The sequence below is a fragment of the Bradyrhizobium sp. NAS96.2 genome, assembly GCF_001908235.1.
Classification (GTDB): domain Bacteria; phylum Pseudomonadota; class Alphaproteobacteria; order Rhizobiales; family Xanthobacteraceae; genus Bradyrhizobium.
The window spans coordinates 17169-34101 of sequence record NZ_LGHK01000125.1; the positions used below are offsets into that span (position 1 = coordinate 17169).

Genomic DNA, 16933 nt, shown 5'->3' on the forward strand with positions numbered 1-16933 from the left:
TGGCGCTGTTACCACAGCGTCGTCCCGGCGAAAGCCGGGACCCATACGCCGAGGCTTCTCGATTTCGATGACTCGGAGTTGATGTTTCGCCTAACCAATGAACATCGGTGGTTATGGGTCCCGGCCTTCGCCGGGACGACGTGCAGAGAAAGCTCAAATGACCTCACCGAGAACAATATCCCGCTCGGCGCCATCCTCCGTCGCGGCAACCAGCATCGTCTCGTCGCGCTTGACGGTGGAAACGCCGGGCGTCGGCTTCACCGACATCACGCGCGAGGTCGCCAAATTCCTGCGCGAGGTGGGCGCCGGCGAGGGCGCGGTGACGCTGTTCATCCGTCACACCTCGGCCTCGCTGACGATCCAGGAGAATGCCGATCCGGCCGTGCTGGGCGATCTGACGACGGCGCTCGATCGCGCAGCGCCGGAAGACGGCGGCTGGCGTCACGACACCGAAGGGCCCGACGACATGCCGGCGCATATCAAGACCATGCTGACGGCGACCTCGCTGCAAGTCCCCGTGCTCGATGGTGAGATGGCGCTCGGTACCTGGCAGGGCATCTATCTGATCGAGCATCGCGCCAGGGCGCACCGGCGCGAGATCGTGCTGCAATTCATCGGCGCGATCAGAGCCTGACCGCGAGGCACGCGTGAAAAGAAACCGGCCGCGGATCGCTCCGCGGCCGGTTCATCGAAAGGATCGTGTCGGCTGTCAGGTCTTGCTGATGTCGACGTCCTTGGTCTCGGGCAGGAAGATCGCGCCGACCACGGCGGTGATCGCCGCGAAGATGATCGGATACCAGAGGCCGGCATAGATATCGCCGGTCGAGGCGACGATCGCGAACGCGGTCGCCGGCAGCAATCCGCCGAACCAGCCGTTGCCGATGTGGTAGGGCAGCGACATCGAGGTGTAGCGGATCTTGGTCGGGAACAACTCGACCAGCATCGCGGCGATCGGGCCGTACACCATGGTGACGAAGATCACCAGGATGAACAGCAATCCGATCACGGCGGCGACCTGCGGACGGAAGATGTCGAACGGATGCGCCATCTTGACGATCCCGGCGTCGCCGGCCTTGGGATAGCCGGCCGCGGCGATCGCTGCGGTGATCGCCGGGTTGCCGTCCTTGGCGTTGGCGTAGGGAACGTCCTTGCCGTTGATCACGACCTTCACACCGGAGCCGGCTGCGCCGTAGCTCGTCGAGTACTTGACCGACGACTGGGCCAGGAAGGCGCGCGCAACATCGCAGGGCGCGGTGAAGACGCGGGTGCCGACCGGGTTGAACAGGTCTCCGCAGCCCGCCGGATCGGCAACCACCTCGACCTTGGTGCTCTCGATCGCCTTCTCCAGTGCCGGGTTGGCATTGGTGGTGATCATCTTGAAGATGGGGAAGAAGGTCAGCGCCGCGATCGCACAGCCCGCCAGGATGATCGGCTTGCGGCCGATCTTGTCGGACAGCGCGCCGAACACGATGAAGAAGCCGGTGCCGAACAGCAGCGACCAGGCGATCAGCAGGTTCGAGGTGTAGCCGTCGACCTTGAGGATCGATTGCAGGAAGAACAGCGCGTAGAACTGGCCTGTGTACCAGACCACGCCCTGACCCATGGTGCCGCCGAGCAGTGCCAGGAGCACGATCTTGGCGTTGGACCAATTGGCGAAGGCCTCGGTCAGCGGCGCCTTGGAACTCTTGCCCTCGTCCTTCATCCGCTGGAACACCGGCGATTCATTCAGTCGCAGCCGGATCCAGACCGAGATGCCGAGCAGCAGCACGGATACCAGGAACGGGATGCGCCAGCCCCAATCGGCGAAGTCCTTCTCGCCGATGATCGAGCGGGTGAACAGGATCACCAGCAGCGACAGGAACAGGCCGAGTGTGGCCGTGGTCTGGATGAAGGAGGTGTAGTAGCCGCGCTTACCGTTCGGTGCGTGTTCGGCGACGTAGGTCGCTGCACCGCCATATTCACCGCCGAGCGCAAGGCCCTGCAGCAGGCGGAGCGAGATCAGGATGATCGGCGCCATGATTCCGATCGACTTGGCGCTGGGCAGGAGGCCGACGATGAAGGTCGACAGGCCCATGATCAGGATGGTGACGAGGAAGGTGTATTTGCGGCCGACGATGTCGCCGACCCGGCCGAACACGATCGCGCCGAACGGGCGGACCAGGAAGCCCGCGGCGAACGCCAGCAACGCGAAGATGTCGCGGGTCGCCGGCGGATAGTCGGAGAAGAACTGCGCGCCGATGATGCTGGCCAGCGAGCCGTAGAGATAGAAGTCGTACCACTCGAACACGGTGCCGAGCGACGACGCGAGGATGACGAACCGCTCATCCTTCGTCATGCCGGCGGGCCGCGCCGAAGTTGCAGTCATTGTGGACATCTGGATTGCTCCCCCCGAATTATTGCTGCCATGCTCGCCCCGTCTGCCGGGTCAGGCCCGAATAGGCCCCAAGCTTAAGTTAAAAGGTAACATCGCAGTGAAACCTGTCCCAATAAGACTTTTGGCTTTTGCACGCCCGAACCTATCTTGAGAGGTGAGATCAGGATGGAACGCCCCGGCGTGCGTCTATTGCGGCGCACAAGCTCGGCCGGTTAACTGCGTTGGCATCTGGTATTTTCGGGCCCTTGCGTGATACTGCCGCGCGGGCGACAACCGAACGGCGCGGGCTTGCGCGCTTGTGGGACTGAGATGACTGCTGCTGCCAATACTCATCTTGTCATCGCCGACGACCATCCGCTGTTCCGCGATGCGTTGCGTCAGGCGGTGTCGAGCGTCGTGAGTTCGGCCACGATCAGCGAGGCCGGATCGTTCGAGGACCTGACTGCGCTGCTGGAGCGGGACTCCGAGGTCGACCTGATCCTGCTCGATTTGAGCATGCCGGGGATCAGCGGCTTTTCCGGACTGATCTACCTGCGGGCGCAGTATCCGGCCATCCCGGTGGTCATCGTCTCCGCCAGCGACGATGCCGGAACCATCCGCCGTTCGCTCGACTTCGGCGCCTCCGGTTTCATCCCCAAGCGCTTCGGCGTCGAGACGCTGCGGGATGCCATCATGAAGGTGATGGAGGGCGACGTCTGGGTTCCGCCGGACACCGATCTGTCGGCCGCAGGCGATCCCGACATGACGCGGCTGCGCGACCGCCTGGTCACACTGACCCCGCAGCAGGTGCGGGTGCTGATGATGCTGTCCGAGGGGCTGCTCAACAAGCAGATCGCCTACGAGCTCGGCGTCTCCGAAGCGACCATCAAGGCCCATGTCTCGGCCATTTTGCAGAAGCTCGGCGTCGAAAGCCGAACCCAAGCCGTGATCGCCGCCGCCAAGATCGCCGGCGGCCAGTGGCGCCAGGGCACGCCGTCGAGCTGACGGGGAATTTGTAGGATGGGTGGAGCGAAGCGATACCCATCACTTGAGCGTCCGAGCGCGCAAGTATGACGGGTTACCGCCGCAATTTTATTGCCGGAGGCTGTTTCTTCTTCACTGCTAATCTAGCGGATCGGCGACGCCGGCTGCTGATCGAAAATATCGAAATATTACGGACCGCGTTTCGGGAGACTCAAAGGCGTCATCCGTTCACGATCGATGCTATCGTCGTGCTGCCTTACCATCTGCATACCGTCTGGACCCTGCCGGACGGAGAGACGGATTTTTCTACCCGATGGCGGTTGATCAAGACTTCTTTCTCCCGACAACTCGCCAGCGGCGAACCAATCTCAACCAGCCGGGCCGGCAAGGGGGAGCGCGGAATTTGGCAGCGCCGTTACTGGGAGCACACGATCCGCGACGAGACCGATTTTGCCCGCCACATCGATTACGTTCACATCAATCCCGTGAAGCACGGGCTCGTCACCAAGGTGAGCGATTGGCCATACTCGTCGTTTCATCGCATGGTGAGCGACGGCGTCTATCCAGAGGATTGGGCAGGGGACGTTTCTGGCCTGGATGGCGAGTTTGGCGAGCGTTGAACAAGCTGAGAGATGATGGGTATCGCTGCGCTCCACCCATCCTACGATTTTCGTTGCTGTCCTATTCCGCCGCCACCATCTGCTGCGTCCGCCACTGTCCGAGCAAAGCGCGCAGCGACGCGGGTTTCACCGGCTTGTTCAGCACCGCGATGTTTTCCTCGCGCGCGGCGGCGCGCACCGCGGGGCTGCGGTCGGCGGTGATCAGGATCGCCGGGATGCCGTCGCCGAAGCGGCGGCGGATCTCGCGGATCGCGGCGACGCCGTTGCCGCGATCGAGATGGTAGTCGACCAGGACGCCGGTGACGCGGCCGCCGGCGGCCTCGATCGCGCTGATCGCGCCGTCGGCATCGAGCACCGCGATCACCTCGGCGTCCCACGCCGTCAGCAGCGTCTTCATGCCGTCGAGGATCGCGGGGTCGTTCTCGATGCAGACGATCAGCGAGCCGCTCATCGGCGTCTTCGACAGCGGGGTGGCGCTGGTGACAGCCGCGGTATGGTTGACCGCGGTTGCGACCGGCACGGTGACCGAGAACGCCGAGCCGCCGCTGACATTGGCCGAGATCGCGATGCGGTGATTGAGCACGCGTGCCAGCCGCTCGACGATCGATAATCCAAGACCGAGGCCGCGGGCGATCCGGGCGCCCTGCTCGAGGCGATGGAACTCCTTGAAGATCTCGCCGCGCTTCTGCACGGGGATGCCGACGCCGGTATCGAAGATGCTGATCTGCAGCGCGTCGCCACGGCGGCGGCAGCCGATCAGCACGCGGCCGCGCGGGGTATATTTGATGGCGTTGGAGATGAAGTTCTGCAGCAGCCGGCGCAGCAGCGAGCGATCGGATTCGACCGGCAGCGAGCAGGCCACGAAGCGCAGATCGAGGCCCTTGTCGCGCGCGATCGGCATGAACTCGATCTCCAGCGAGCGCATCAAATCGGCCATCCGGAAGCTCGTGATCGCCGGCGTCATGGCGCCGGCATCGAGCCTCGAAATGTCGAGCAGCGCGCCGAGGATGTCCTCGATCGCCTCGAGCGAGTCGTCGATGTTCTCGACGAGGCGCGAATCCTCGCCGCCGTTCTGGCGTTCGACCAGGCTCGTGACATAGAGGCGCGCCGCGTTGAGCGGTTGCAGGATGTCGTGGCTCGCCGCCGCCAGGAAGCGCGTCTTCGAGGCATTGGCGTCCTCGGCGATGCCCTTGGCGAGCGCGAGCTCCGAGTTCAGCCGCGTCAGCTCCTCGGTGCGGTCGCGCACCCGCTTTTCCAGCGTCGCATTGGCGCGCTCCAGCGCCTCGGCGGCCTCGAAGCTCGGCGTGACGTCGGAGAAGGTGATGACGAGCCCGCCGCCCGGCATGCGGTTGGCGCGGACCTCGATCACCAGGTGGCGGTCGGTGAAGCGTTCCAGATAGGGCTCGCCCTCGGTGGTGTAGGCGCGCAGCCGCAGTTGCAGCAAATTGTCGCTGTCGCCGGCCGGCGGCGGACTGATCGCGCCCATGAATTCGAGGATCTCGGGCAAGGGTATGCCGAGCTGCACCAGATGCGGCGGCAGCCCGAGCAATTCGGAGAACTGGCGGTTGGAGCAGATCAGCTGCAAATCGGCGTCGAACACCGCGATGCCTTGGCGCACGTGATTGAGCGCGGTCTGCAGGATCTCGCGGTTGAAATGCAGCGCGGCGTGGGAGTCGTCGAGCAGCTTCAGTGCGGCCTTGGCCGACACCGTGCGCCGCTGCAACAGCAGCGACATCACGAGGCGCGAGGACGCCGCCCCGATCGAGGAGGCGATCAGCCGCTCGGCGTGCTGCAGCAGCTCGAAATCGGCCGGCGCCGATGCCAGCAGCACGACGTTGCGGTCGACGGCGAACGCGGCGAACGCCTCGCGGGTGCGGTCGGGGCCGAGATATTGCGTCACCGTGCTCTCGATGTCCTGCACCGTCACCGTGGTGCGCCAGCGCCGCAAGCTCGGCGCGATCGGGGCCAATGCGTTGGGCACGAACACGTCGGCCTGCAACAGCTCGATCGAGGACGGCGCGCGCGCCAGCGAGAACAGCACATAGGTGAGGATGTTGAGGGCAAGGCTCCACAGCACGCCGTGCAGCAGCGGCGGCAAATCGGCACCGAACAGCGCCTGCGGCCGCAGCGCTTCGATCCCGAGCGGCCCGTGTTGCAGCAGCATCAGGCCGGCGGTCGAGTTCTCCAGGAAACTCGGGATGAACAGCGTGTAGAGCCACATCGCGAAGCCGATCAGCATGCCTGCCATCGCGCCGCGTGCGGTGGCCCTGCGCCAGAACAGGCCGCCGAAGAAGGCCGGCGCGAGCTGGGTGATCGCGGCAAAGGACAGCAGGCCGATCGCGACCAGCTGGGTGTTGCCGAGCGCGCGATAGTAGAAATATGCCATCACCATGATGGCGAAGATCGAGAAGCGGCGCGCCTTCAGGAGGAAATCGCCAAAATCCTTCTGGCCGATGCGGGCGTCGTCGCTGCGCGGCAGCACCAGCGGTAGCACGATGTCGTTGGAAACCATGATCGAGAGCGCGACGCATTCGACGATCACCATTGCGGTCGCCGCCGACAGGCCGCCGACGAACACCGCAACGCTGAGCAATTGCGAATTGCCCTCGATCGGCAGCGCCAGCACGAACATGTCGGCATCGACGGCGCCGAACGGGAAGATGACGAGGCCTGCGATCGCGATTGGGATCACGAACACGTTGATGGCGATGAGGTAGAGCGGGAACAGCCAGCGCGCCCTTGTGACTTCCGCGGGCGTCGAATTCTCGACCACGCTGACATGGAACTGGCGCGGCAGCAGCATCACCGCGCAGAACGACAGCAGCGTCATGATCAGGAAGTTGCCGATCGACGGCACATATTCGATCGCACGCACCGCTTCCGGCGTCTTCAGGGCGCGCTCGTAGAGCTCGACCGGGGAGAACATCCAGAACGTGACGAAGGCGCCGGCGGCGATGAAGGCGACCAGCTTGACGATGGATTCGGCGGCGATCGCCAGGATCAGCCCGTGCTGGTGCTCGGTCGCGTCGGTGTGACGGGTGCCGAACAGCACCGCGAACACCGCCATCGCCAGCGTCACCATCAGTGCGATGTCGCCGATCACGGGGATTTTCGAGAACGCCTGGTCCTCGCTCAGGATGGTTTCCAGCGATGAGGCCATCGCTTTCAGCTGCAGCGCGATGTAGGGCACCGAGCCGATGATCGCGATCAGCGCCACCGTCGCGGCGACCGCCTGGCTCTTGCCGTAGCGGGCGGCGATGAAGTCGGCGATCGAGGTGATGTTCTGCGACTTGGCGAGCGCGATGACGCGGCGGAGCAGCGGCGTGCACAGCCCGACCATCACGATCGGGCCGACATAGATCGCCAGGAAGTCGACGCTGGTGCGGGTGGCGAAGCCGACCGAGCCGAAGAAGGTCCAGGAGGTGCAGTAGATCGCCAGTGACAGCGGATAGATCCAGTGGCTGGCGCGGCCGCGCTCGCCCGCCGACATCCGGTCGCCGCGGCTGGCAATGAAGAACAACAATCCGATGTAGGCGAACGCCGTGGCGATGACGCCCCAGTCGTGCAGCATCGCTGCTTATCTCCTGTCCCGGCCGCTGGGAGGGCCGGGTCTCAGGATTATAACGCAAAGGGCCGGCCGCGCGATGCACGGCCGGCCCAAATTCGCAGGTTGAAAAGGATAGGGTTACTCGGCGGCCAGCGACTTCTGGTGCAGCGGCAGGCCGAGCCGGTCCCAGACCTGAAGCAGGGCCTCGGCCAGCCCATCGATCAGGCCGTCGTCATGGTAGGGCGAGGGCGTGATGCGCAGCCGCTCGGTGCCCTTGGCGACCGTCGGATAGTTGATCGGCTGGATGTAGATGCCGTGGTCCTCGAGCAGCATGTCCGAGGCCCGCTTGCACTTCTCGGGGTCGCCGACGAACAGCGGCACGATATGGGTGTCGCTCGACATCACGGGCAGGCCGGCGGCGGTCAGGATCGCCTTGGTGCGCGCGGCGCGGTCCTGGTGGCGCTCGCGCTCCCAGTTCGAGGTCTTGAGGTGGCGGATCGCGGCGGTCGCGGCCGAGCAGATCGCCGGCGGCAGCGCGGTCGTGAAGATGAAGCCCGGCGCATAGGAACGCACGGCATCGATGACCTCGGCCTTGCCCGCGATGTAGCCGCCGAGGCAGCCGAACGCCTTGGCGAGCGTGCCCTCGACGATATCGACCCGGTGCATCACGCCGTCGCGCTCGGCAATGCCGCCGCCGCGCGGGCCGTACATGCCGACCGCATGCACTTCGTCGACATAGGTCATGGCGCCGTATTTCTCGGCGAGATCGCAGATCTTGCCGAGCGGCGCGACGTCGCCGTCCATCGAATAGAGGCTCTCGCAGACGATCAGCTTCGGCCGGTCGGGGCCGGCGGCGATCAAGAGCTCTTCGAGATGCGCGACGTCGTTGTGGCGGAAGATCTGGCGTTCGCAGCCGGCCTGCCGCACGCCCTCGATCATGGAATTGTGGTTCAGCGCGTCCGACAGGATCAGGCAGTTCGGAATAAGCTTCGCGAGCGTCGAGATGCCGGTCTGGTTCGAGACATAGCCCGAGGTGAACAGCAGCGAGGCTTCCTTGCCATGGAGATCGGCGAGCTCGGCCTCGAGCTGCACCAGCGGATGATGGGTGCCCGCGATGTTACGGGTGCCGCCGGCGCCGGTGCCGACCCGGGTCGCGGTCTCGACCATGGCGCCGACCACCTTGGGGTGCTGGCCCATGCCGAGATAGTCGTTGGAGCACCAGATCACGACGTTGCGGCTGCCCTTCGGCGAATGCCAGGTCGCGTGCGGGAAGCGTCCCGCGATCCGTTCGAGGTCGGCGAAAACCCGGTAGCGCCGCTCGTCATGCAGGCGATTGAGGGCGGAATTGAAGAACTGGCTGTAATCCATCGGCAAACCCAGAAAGCGGAACCTGACCGGAATGACTGCTTCTTCTTAGAGCTTTTCCAGCTCTAATGTCCATGCATTGACCCACATCTGGGCATGCGTCGCAGTTGGGCAAATTGCCCTAGTGGCCGTCTATCCGGCTTGATTTCGGTCAAATAGCCCGGGGTCTTACGGCCCGACCGGGCTCAGGTGGTCCTGAAGCGCAGCATGCCGTCGTCGTGCATCTCGGCGGTCAGGCGGCCCTCGACCAGCATGTAATTGACATGGGCGACCAGTTCGCCGGCGGCAAAGCCCATCTGGTGCTCGTCCAGCACGTGCTTGTGGAACACCACCGGCACCAGCTCCTTGGAGGTCTGCGGCACCTCGCGGCAGGCCTCGGCGATCAGCCGGCAGCGCTCCTCATGGTGGTCGGCGAGCTGCTTGATCCGGGTCTTCAGCCCGTAGAACGGCACGCCATGGCCCGGCAGCACCATCACGTCGTAGGGCAGGGTGGTGGTCAGGCTGGCCAGCGAGGCCAGATATTCGCCGAGCGAGTTCTGCTCGGGCTCGACCGCCCAGACGCTGACATTGGGCGAGATCTTGCTCAGCACCTGGTCGGCGGACAGGAACAGCTTGTCGGCGGCGCAATACAGCATCACCTGGTCGAGCGCGTGCCCGCCGCCGGTGATCACCTTGAAGCGCCTTGTGCCGATCACGACCTCGTCGCCGTGGGTCAGGCGGTGATAGGACGGCGGCAGCACCGACACCCGCTTCAGGTAGTCCTGGCCGCGCCCGAGCAGCTTCTCGGTGAGGTCCTCGTCCATGCCGTGGCGGCGGAAGAACAGCCGCTGCGCGTTGCGCCGTTCCTCGGTGCCGCGGTTCTGGTGATAGACCGATTGCAGGTATTCCACCTGCGACATGAACAGCGGGCAGTTGAAGCGCTCGGTGATCCAGCCGGCAAGACCGACGTGATCGGGATGCGAGTGCGTCACGATCAGCCTGTTGACCTTGACGTGCTTCAGCGGCCCGTCGAACAGCGTGGTCCACGCCGCGATCGATTCCTCGTTGCCGAAGCCGGCATCCACCATGGTCCAGCCGTCGCCGTCGGCGAGCAGATAGATGTTCACGTGGTTGAGGCGGAACGGCAGCTTCAGCCGTGCCCACAGCACGCCGGGGGCCACCTCCACGACCTGGTCGTGGCCGGGATGGTTCTCCCAGGGGTATCGCAGTGCCTCCGCCGAGGAGGGAAGGCTGTCGGTCTTCTTGTCCATGCTACGGGCTTAGCGGCACATTGCCCGCCGCGCCAGCCGAAAATCAGATAGCCGTCCGGAGAATGGGGCCGGAAATCCCGGGAATTCCGTGGCCCGGATCAAGCGAAACCATGATCCCGGGACTCTCTCTTCTCCTTCCCCCTGAAAGGGGGAAGGTCGGGATGGGGGGCAGCCGCAGGCAACGGTGCATGTGGAGAGAGCGGATCCCCACCCGCTTTGCTCCGACGAGCAAAGCGACCTCCCCTTTTCAAGGGGAGGTTGGAGCGTGTGCGCGGCTGGCCTACGCCGCCCGAATGTTCGACAGGAAACCGTCGATCTCCGAGCGCAGCACGTCAGCCTCGCGGCGCAGCGCGTCGGAGGCGCTCAGCACCTCGCCGGCGGCGGCGCCGGCCTCGGCCGAGGCGGTCGAGACGCCGACGATGTTGCTCGACACCTCGCTGGTGCCGCCGGCGGCGTGCTGGATGTTACGGGCGATCTCGCGGGTTGCCGCGCCCTGCTCCTCGACGGCGGCGGCGATCGCGGTGGTAACGTCGTTGATCTCGCCGATCGTGCTCGAGATGTTGCGGATCGCGGTGACGGCCGTGGTGGTCACCTCCTGCATGCTGACGATCTGCTGGCGGATCTCCTCGGTCGCCTTGGCGGTCTGGCTCGCCAGGTTCTTCACCTCGGAGGCGACCACGGCAAAGCCGCGGCCGGCTTCGCCCGCGCGCGCCGCCTCGATGGTGGCGTTGAGCGCCAGCAGATTGGTCTGCGAGGCGATGGTCTGGATCAGGTCGACCACGACGCTGATCCGCGCGGCGTTGTCGGCAAGGCCCTGCATCGTGCTGTCGGTGGCGCTGGCTTCCTCTACCGCCTTGCGGGCGATCTCCGCCGAGGTGACGACCTGGCGGCTGATCTCCTGGATCGAGGACGACAGCTCCTCGGTGCCGGCCGACACGGTCTGCACGTTGACCGAGGTCTCCTCGGCGGCCGAGGCCACCGCGCTGACCAACGCGCTCGACTGGTCAGCGGTCGCCGACATGCTCTGCGCGGTCGACTGCATCGAGTTCGCCGCGGTCTGCAGGCTGCCGAGCGCGGTGCGGACCGTCGATTCGAAGGTCGTGATCTGCGTCTCCATGCGCGAGGCGCGCTCGGCCTTGGCGGAGCGGTCCTTGTTCTGGTTCTCGGTGAGCTCGCGGCTCTCGATCATGCTCTCGCGGAACACCTGCAGCGCGTCCGCCATGACGGCGATCTCGTCGCGCTGGCGGCTCTGCGGGATCTCGGTGTCGAGGTCGCCGTCGGACAACAGCTGCATCGAGCGCTGCAGGCCGCGGATGCGGTGCAGGATGTTGCGCCCGACATAGAGCCAGACGAACAGGAACGAGCCGACCAAGGTCAGCGCGCCGAGGCCGATCATGACCGCGGTCGCGAGCGAGATCTGCTGCCGCGCCTGGAAGGTCGAGGCGTCGGTCTCCTTCTGGACCGCGTCGACCAGCTGCTGGACGCTGATGCCGAGCCCGACATTGAGCTTGCGGGTCTCCTCCAGGATGGTCTGGCCGTAATCGATCGAGTCGAGCTCCTTCTGGCGGACCTTGAACACGCCGGTCTTGCCTTCGCCCAGCACGAGAAGCCTCGAGGCAGTGTCGCGCACGGCGACGATCGCCGGGTTGTTGGGCAGGTCCTCGAGGTTGGACTTGATGCGCTCGCGGCCCTTCTTGAACTCCGCCTCGATCGCATCGAGCGTCTCGCTGGAATTGGCCGACAGCGCCGCGGTCATGTCGGCGGCCATCAGATTGCCGATGGACAGCACGTTGCTGATCTGGCCGACGGTGCGGGCCGCCTCGGTGGCGTCGTCAGCGGAAACCTCAGCCGAGGCGAGGATGGCGTTGAGCCGGGTCTGCGCGTCGAGCATCGCGGGACCGGCTGCGGAGACGAAGGCCGACTGCGCCTTGCGCAGCGCGTTGTACTGCCTGTCGCGCAGCGCACCGACCTCGAGCCGCTCGCGCGCCGCCGAGATCAGGCTCTTGGTCGCCTCGTCGGTGTTCTTGACGTTTTCCTGCAGCGCGCTGACGACGGATTTGTCGGCGCCGAGTTCGATGATCTCGCCAAGCTTGGCATTGGTCTGCTGCGCGACCTCCTGCACCTTCTTGGTGCGATCGTTCAGCGCATCCTCGCTCTGCACGGCGAGCAGGCCGGGCCCCTGGGCTGCGAGCGAGGCGCTCTGCGCGGACAGTTGCAGGCTCGCGGCGAGCCGCGGAATGTCGCGGCCGGAGAGATCGCTCATGGTGCCGCCGAGCTGATGCAGCACGATGCCGGCGCCTGCGCTGATCACCAGCGCCATGGCTGCGATCACGGCGAACGCTGCGAACAGGCTGCCCCTGACGCCCATCTGCGGCAGGCGGATACGCTTGAGATTGAGTTTGCCGAGCTTGAACCGAAACGCCATTGCCCCCGTGTCCCCCGTCACCGCTACTCTTGGATGTTTCCCCGGCGCGGGAGTATCGGTGCGGCGGGTTAACAAAATCGGGAAAATTGCGACGATCTGCCGGATTTTTCAGGGCTTCCGCGCACCGGCTTGGTTCGCTGTGCGGAATCGATGCGCGCGATCGGACGCAAAAAGGCCGGCGTGAGCCGGCCTTTCCACTCTTGGTTGTGGCGATCGGTAGCCTCAGTAGCGGCCGTAGGCGGGGCCGCCGAGGTTGCCGAGATTGAAGCGGTAGTTGAGGCCCGCCTTCACCGTGTGCTCGTCATTGTGGAAGCTGCCGGCCGGCACCAGCGCGCCCGGCGCGGTGAAGCGGCTGTCGCCGAAGTCGTAGTACTGGTACTCGACCTTGGCCGACCAGTTCGGCGCGAACATGTATTCGGCGCCGCCGCCGATGGTCCAGCCGTTGCTGTGGTTGTCGGTCAGCGCGAAGCCGACCGGCGCGCCGCCGAGCGTCACCGTCTCGTTGTTGTCGGAATAGGCGTAGCCGCCCTTTACGTAGATCATGCCCGGGCCCCAGGTGTAGCCGACGCGGCCGGTGATCGAGCCGATGCCGCGTTGGTTGTTGTTGTAGACGTAGCCGCCCGGGAAGATCGCGTTGAGCTGGTGGCCGCCGAGCCAGGAATACTGGCCTTCGACGCCGATCACCCACATCGGCGACAGCTGCCAGTCGTAGCCGGCCTGCACGCCGCCCATGAAGCGGGCGTCGGAATTGGTCAGCGCGAGGCCGTTGAAGGAGTTGTTGCTGCCCGAGAACGCGCCGCCGAGATGGCCGCCGAGATAGAAGCCGGTCCAGTTGTAGAGCGGAGCGGCGTAAACAGGCGCGGGCGCCTTCTGGTAATAGCCGCGGGAGCCGAGGTCGGCGGCGTCGGCGGTCGCGCCAAAGGCGGCGAGGGCAACCGCTGCGGCTGCGGTTGCGAGCAGGAACGTCTTCATAAGGCAGTCTCCGGACAAGTCATGAGGCGCAGCGTGAATGGCGCCATCCATGGCCGAGGGGTTAGACCGCATTTGAGTAAAATTTCTCACCGAAAGACGGCTTGGAGCGTTAAGTCGCACCCTTTGCGGCGAAACGTTTTGTTGTGCCTAACGAACGCTTAAGCGGGAATGACGGAAGGCTTAACGCGCCGCGCGCGGCCCGCTTCTGCCGTTAACCAAGCCGCCGTCGCTCATCGCGACGCTTGTCAATCAAGCCGCTTGCGCACGTCGTCGCGGATCTGCTCGCGGAACGCCTGGCGCCGCGCGGCGCGCTCCTTGACCGGAACGTCGTGGCGGTCGAACACGTCGAACTTCTCCAGGATCGGATAGTGCTCGCTCGCCATCGCCAGCACGCGCAGCAGGCCGGCGACCTTCGGGGTCGGGCCGGTGACCTCCCACCTGCGCAGTTTCTCCGTGCCGCCGGCACCCGGCAGCCCGCACAGCTTGGCCATGTCGGCCACCGTCAGCTTGCGGCCGAGCGCCTCGCCGAGATGTTCGCGCAATTTTCTTAGTTCTGGGCCGGTCACTCTTGGGTCCGCTCCGCGGTGGCAAATGTGAAGTGAGTCACATGACGTGCTCGGGGCGAGGTCTATACGCCACGCATGCGACTTCTAGAGCCTTTTCCGTTCCGATTGAATCGGAACGGGGCTCTGGATTCTTGTTTTGACGCGTTTTCTTCACGCGAACCGGTACCCACTTCGCTCGAAAACGCTTCTCAAAGGAAATCATCATGCACGGCATCATCGAAAGCCTGAGCCCCGAACACGCACAGATCGATTGGAAATGGGTCGGCAGTGTGTTCGTGGTCTACGTCGTGCTGATGATCGGCGGCGTGGGCCTGCTGCTCGCGCATTGATTCGGCGAAGGAGCAGGCGAAGGCGGATGGCGGCCGTGGTGGCGCGGTCCGATCGTCGCGCAGGCCGGCCACGGCTGCTGGAGCCAGATCGTGCGTTCTTGACGATCCCGAGAGCCGGTAGCGATATCCTGCCGGCGCCTGCGTTCGGCGCCGACAGGATGGATTCTAGCCGTCAGCGTGAGGCGAGAGCGCCAGCCAACCGGGCTGACTTGCCGGCCGGCTTCGGCGTAGACCGTGCTGCCACCACAGGTTCGGATGGTGTCGCATTCGTCGGCCAGGCGCCGGGGAACGGCGGAGCAAAACGGTGCGCTTTCAGAGCCGCGATGTCCCAGGAGTTCAGGCAGGTTTTCCCGCCATATTCCGACGAATTGAAGAAGGCGTGAAACCCGATACCAACAGCCGACGCGAACCGGTCCCCCTTGGTCGCTCCGTCCACATAGGCCCTCAGCTTCGCGCAGAACTTGGGCAGATTGGCCGACCAGGGAGGATCGACTGCATTCTGGGCATTGTTGAATTGGTTCTGAAGCTCGCCGTACCGCTCGGTAAACGCTGCGTCGACCCCCGACCAGCCGTTCAGGCCATCAATATTCAACCCGCTGTCATGCACAACCTTGTCGATCGAGATGATGGTGGTTCGGCCGCTCCGGTAGCTGATGTTGCTGGCGGTTGATCTGATCTCGTACTGCTTGGGATCAGGCGATTTGGTTTCGGCAAACGACTCCATGATCGAGTTCACGCCGCTATTGAGTGTGGTGATGGCGTTGGTGTTTTTCTGCAGGAAGGAGACGACAGGGACGATCGTCGCCCCGATACCCCCGGTGCCCGTGGCGAGCGATCCCAATGCGACGGCACTTGCGCCGACCGTCGTAATGCCGCTCACAAACTTCGTCGGGTCATTGAATCGAATGGTGTCCGACTGCTTGTACTCAAAGTGCATCCTTATTTTCGTGTTGGCCGGAACGTCGGTGATGATGGTGCCATCGCAGTTCTGAATTTGAGTGTCGCCAAAGTTGGCCTTCGCGATGATCGGCACCTTGACCTGCTTGGTCTCGTTGCTCTTGGCGTCCGGGAAGGTCACCACGGCCGCGAGGGCGACAGACCGATCGCGAATATTGAATCCATCCTGGAACATGTTGCCGGTTCGCTTCGGTCCGACCCAACCCGACGCCACATTGTTCAGGCTCTGCGGATTGTCGCAGAGATTGCCGACTTTGAGATCGTACTGGAAAACGTCTTTGGGACGGTCGAAGGGTCTTATGACCGGCGGCGAGCCCGAGGCACGCTCGACATCTCCCAAGTCAAAGGCAAATGCGGACGACGATGCCAACAGCGCAAGAGCCGTCGGCAGCAAAATCTTGATGCGCACGTGATATCTCCCAATTCAATGTGGTACTGCGGAGCTTTGAAAATTCGCCGAGTAACTACAGCTCCATAGAAATATGTCTCTGGCCGAAAATCAACCAAAAGTAGATTATGCAATCGGGGAAAGTTAGCCTCGGTCCGGGCTATCACGAGAGGGGCAGATGAGGCGGCCGTCGCGTGTCGCGATCACGCCGAGATCGGGCAGATGATATGTCGGTTGACGCGGGACCTTGACCAAGACGCGCATTTTTTTCTGACCCATAGGGCTATTGCAAAGTCTGATCGAGGAATGAAGCGCTCGATCTCACAAATGCGGGCCGCAAGTGCATAGCGTCTCGATAGATGGGGTCTCCGGCCGGGGTGAGGGTCGGGCAACGTTCCTTTTCACAAAGGCTATGAATGGGATCGATGACCTTGACTCCAGCGGCGGCGAGCGCGGCGCGAAGTGTTTCTGTGAGGCTCAGGCCCTCGCGTTGGGTTGTTAGTTCGACCGGGCTCGGGACGATCTCAAAGGAGGTGAGCTTGCGTCGGATCATGCTCGGAGGGCTCATCAACCCCGAGTACGGGATGTTCATTATGGCAAAGACCGTTCGCCCTTCTTGGATGAACTCCTTTGCCATTGCCGCCAGAGCGTTGATGGCGCCAGTGCGGCCATCGGGCTTTGATGCGCTCTGATCTTTGTATCGATACGGCGAAGCGGAGTTGAGGTACCCCCACCAATGCGCGCCGAGCACGACGGTCTTGATGTCCTTGTCGCGAATCGCGGCTTTGGCTGCATCGACGAAGCCGACGCAATAGGGATGCTGGACATCCGTCAGGTCAGGTATGGGTGGACAGCCGCCGTATGTGAAGAAGTAGATGCTGTCCTGCTTGAGTTGATCCTGCGCACCGATCGCCTGAACACGCGGCCAGTACATCTCCATGTTGCTGTCCCCGAAGAACAGCACGGAATGCGGCCCGTTCAGGGGCTTGTATTTGCGCAGAACGAAGCCCGTCCATCCGAGGGATTCAAGGTCGTCGGTCGGATAGGACCACTCGCTTGCGGCATTGATGATACGATCGAGGCCGTACCTCTGGGCATTTGAGGTGAATTGGTCTGACGCGATCATCTGTCCAGTGAGACCGATTGCGACGCACAGTGTCGCCAGGACAGCAGCTGC

13 protein-coding genes are annotated in these 16933 nt (G+C 64.1%); 4 read left to right on the forward strand and 9 right to left on the reverse strand.

The features are described from left to right. The first annotated feature begins 157 nt into the window (after window positions 1–157). Complete coding sequence (locus AC628_RS25690; protein ID WP_074129617.1) at window positions 158–634, forward strand: secondary thiamine-phosphate synthase enzyme YjbQ; 477 nt, start codon at window positions 158–160, stop codon at window positions 632–634. A gap of 75 nt (window positions 635–709) precedes the next feature. Here the strand turns inward: AC628_RS25690 and AC628_RS25695 are convergent, their stop codons facing one another. After that, entirely contained in the window at window positions 710–2335 is a 1626-nt protein-coding gene (locus AC628_RS25695) for an MFS transporter (protein ID WP_210190262.1), read from the reverse strand. Between the two features lie 348 nt (window positions 2336–2683). On the opposite strand from AC628_RS25695, the gene AC628_RS25700 reads away from it, so the two are divergent. Together AC628_RS25700 and AC628_RS25705 are read left to right on the forward strand one after the other, a co-directional pair. Beyond that, on the forward strand, window positions 2684–3358 hold the full coding sequence (locus AC628_RS25700; RefSeq protein ID WP_050630075.1) for a response regulator: 675 nt from the start codon (window positions 2684–2686) through the stop codon (window positions 3356–3358). A 65-nt stretch (window positions 3359–3423) separates the two neighbouring features. Then, window positions 3424–3957: an REP-associated tyrosine transposase gene (locus AC628_RS25705; RefSeq protein ID WP_074129619.1), complete on the forward strand. Its 534-nt coding sequence runs from the start codon at window positions 3424–3426 to the stop codon at window positions 3955–3957. A gap of 61 nt (window positions 3958–4018) precedes the next feature. On the opposite strand, the gene AC628_RS25710 is transcribed toward AC628_RS25705, so the two are convergent. The 6 genes from AC628_RS25710 to AC628_RS25735 form a co-directional block, all read right to left on the reverse strand. After that, window positions 4019–7528 (reverse strand): PAS domain-containing hybrid sensor histidine kinase/response regulator, encoded by a 3510-nt coding sequence (locus AC628_RS25710; RefSeq protein ID WP_074129620.1) that lies wholly within the window; start codon window positions 7526–7528, stop codon window positions 4019–4021. 114 nt (window positions 7529–7642) lie between these two features. Continuing rightward, entirely contained in the window at window positions 7643–8872 is a 1230-nt protein-coding gene (hemA, locus tag AC628_RS25715; RefSeq protein WP_074129621.1) for a 5-aminolevulinate synthase, read from the reverse strand. Window positions 8873–9054: 182 nt separating this feature from the next. Next, a complete protein-coding gene (locus AC628_RS25720; protein ID WP_074129622.1) occupies window positions 9055–10119 on the reverse strand; it encodes an MBL fold metallo-hydrolase in 1065 nt (354 codons plus the stop codon). A gap of 280 nt (window positions 10120–10399) precedes the next feature. Next, the gene (locus tag AC628_RS25725) at window positions 10400–12544 is read right to left on the reverse strand and encodes a methyl-accepting chemotaxis protein (protein WP_074129623.1); all 2145 of its coding nucleotides are present in this window, start codon (window positions 12542–12544) and stop codon (window positions 10400–10402) included. A gap of 222 nt (window positions 12545–12766) precedes the next feature. Then, on the reverse strand, window positions 12767–13516 hold the full coding sequence (locus AC628_RS25730; protein WP_074129624.1) for an outer membrane protein: 750 nt from the start codon (window positions 13514–13516) through the stop codon (window positions 12767–12769). A gap of 245 nt (window positions 13517–13761) precedes the next feature. Then, the gene (locus tag AC628_RS25735) at window positions 13762–14082 is read right to left on the reverse strand and encodes a hypothetical protein (RefSeq protein WP_074129625.1); all 321 of its coding nucleotides are present in this window, start codon (window positions 14080–14082) and stop codon (window positions 13762–13764) included. A 203-nt stretch (window positions 14083–14285) separates the two neighbouring features. On the opposite strand from AC628_RS25735, the gene AC628_RS45870 reads away from it, so the two are divergent. After that, a complete protein-coding gene (locus AC628_RS45870) occupies window positions 14286–14411 on the forward strand; it encodes a hypothetical protein (protein WP_283806718.1) in 126 nt (41 codons plus the stop codon). Between the two features lie 172 nt (window positions 14412–14583). Here the strand turns inward: AC628_RS45870 and AC628_RS25745 are convergent, their stop codons facing one another. Together AC628_RS25745 and AC628_RS25750 are read right to left on the reverse strand one after the other, a co-directional pair. After that, the gene (locus AC628_RS25745; protein WP_074129626.1) at window positions 14584–15777 is read right to left on the reverse strand and encodes a hypothetical protein; all 1194 of its coding nucleotides are present in this window, start codon (window positions 15775–15777) and stop codon (window positions 14584–14586) included. 262 nt (window positions 15778–16039) lie between these two features. Beyond that, window positions 16040–16882, reverse strand: coding sequence for an SGNH hydrolase domain-containing protein (locus AC628_RS25750; RefSeq protein ID WP_074129627.1), 843 nt, complete (start codon window positions 16880–16882; stop codon window positions 16040–16042). Between the last annotated feature and the right edge of the window lie 51 nt (window positions 16883–16933).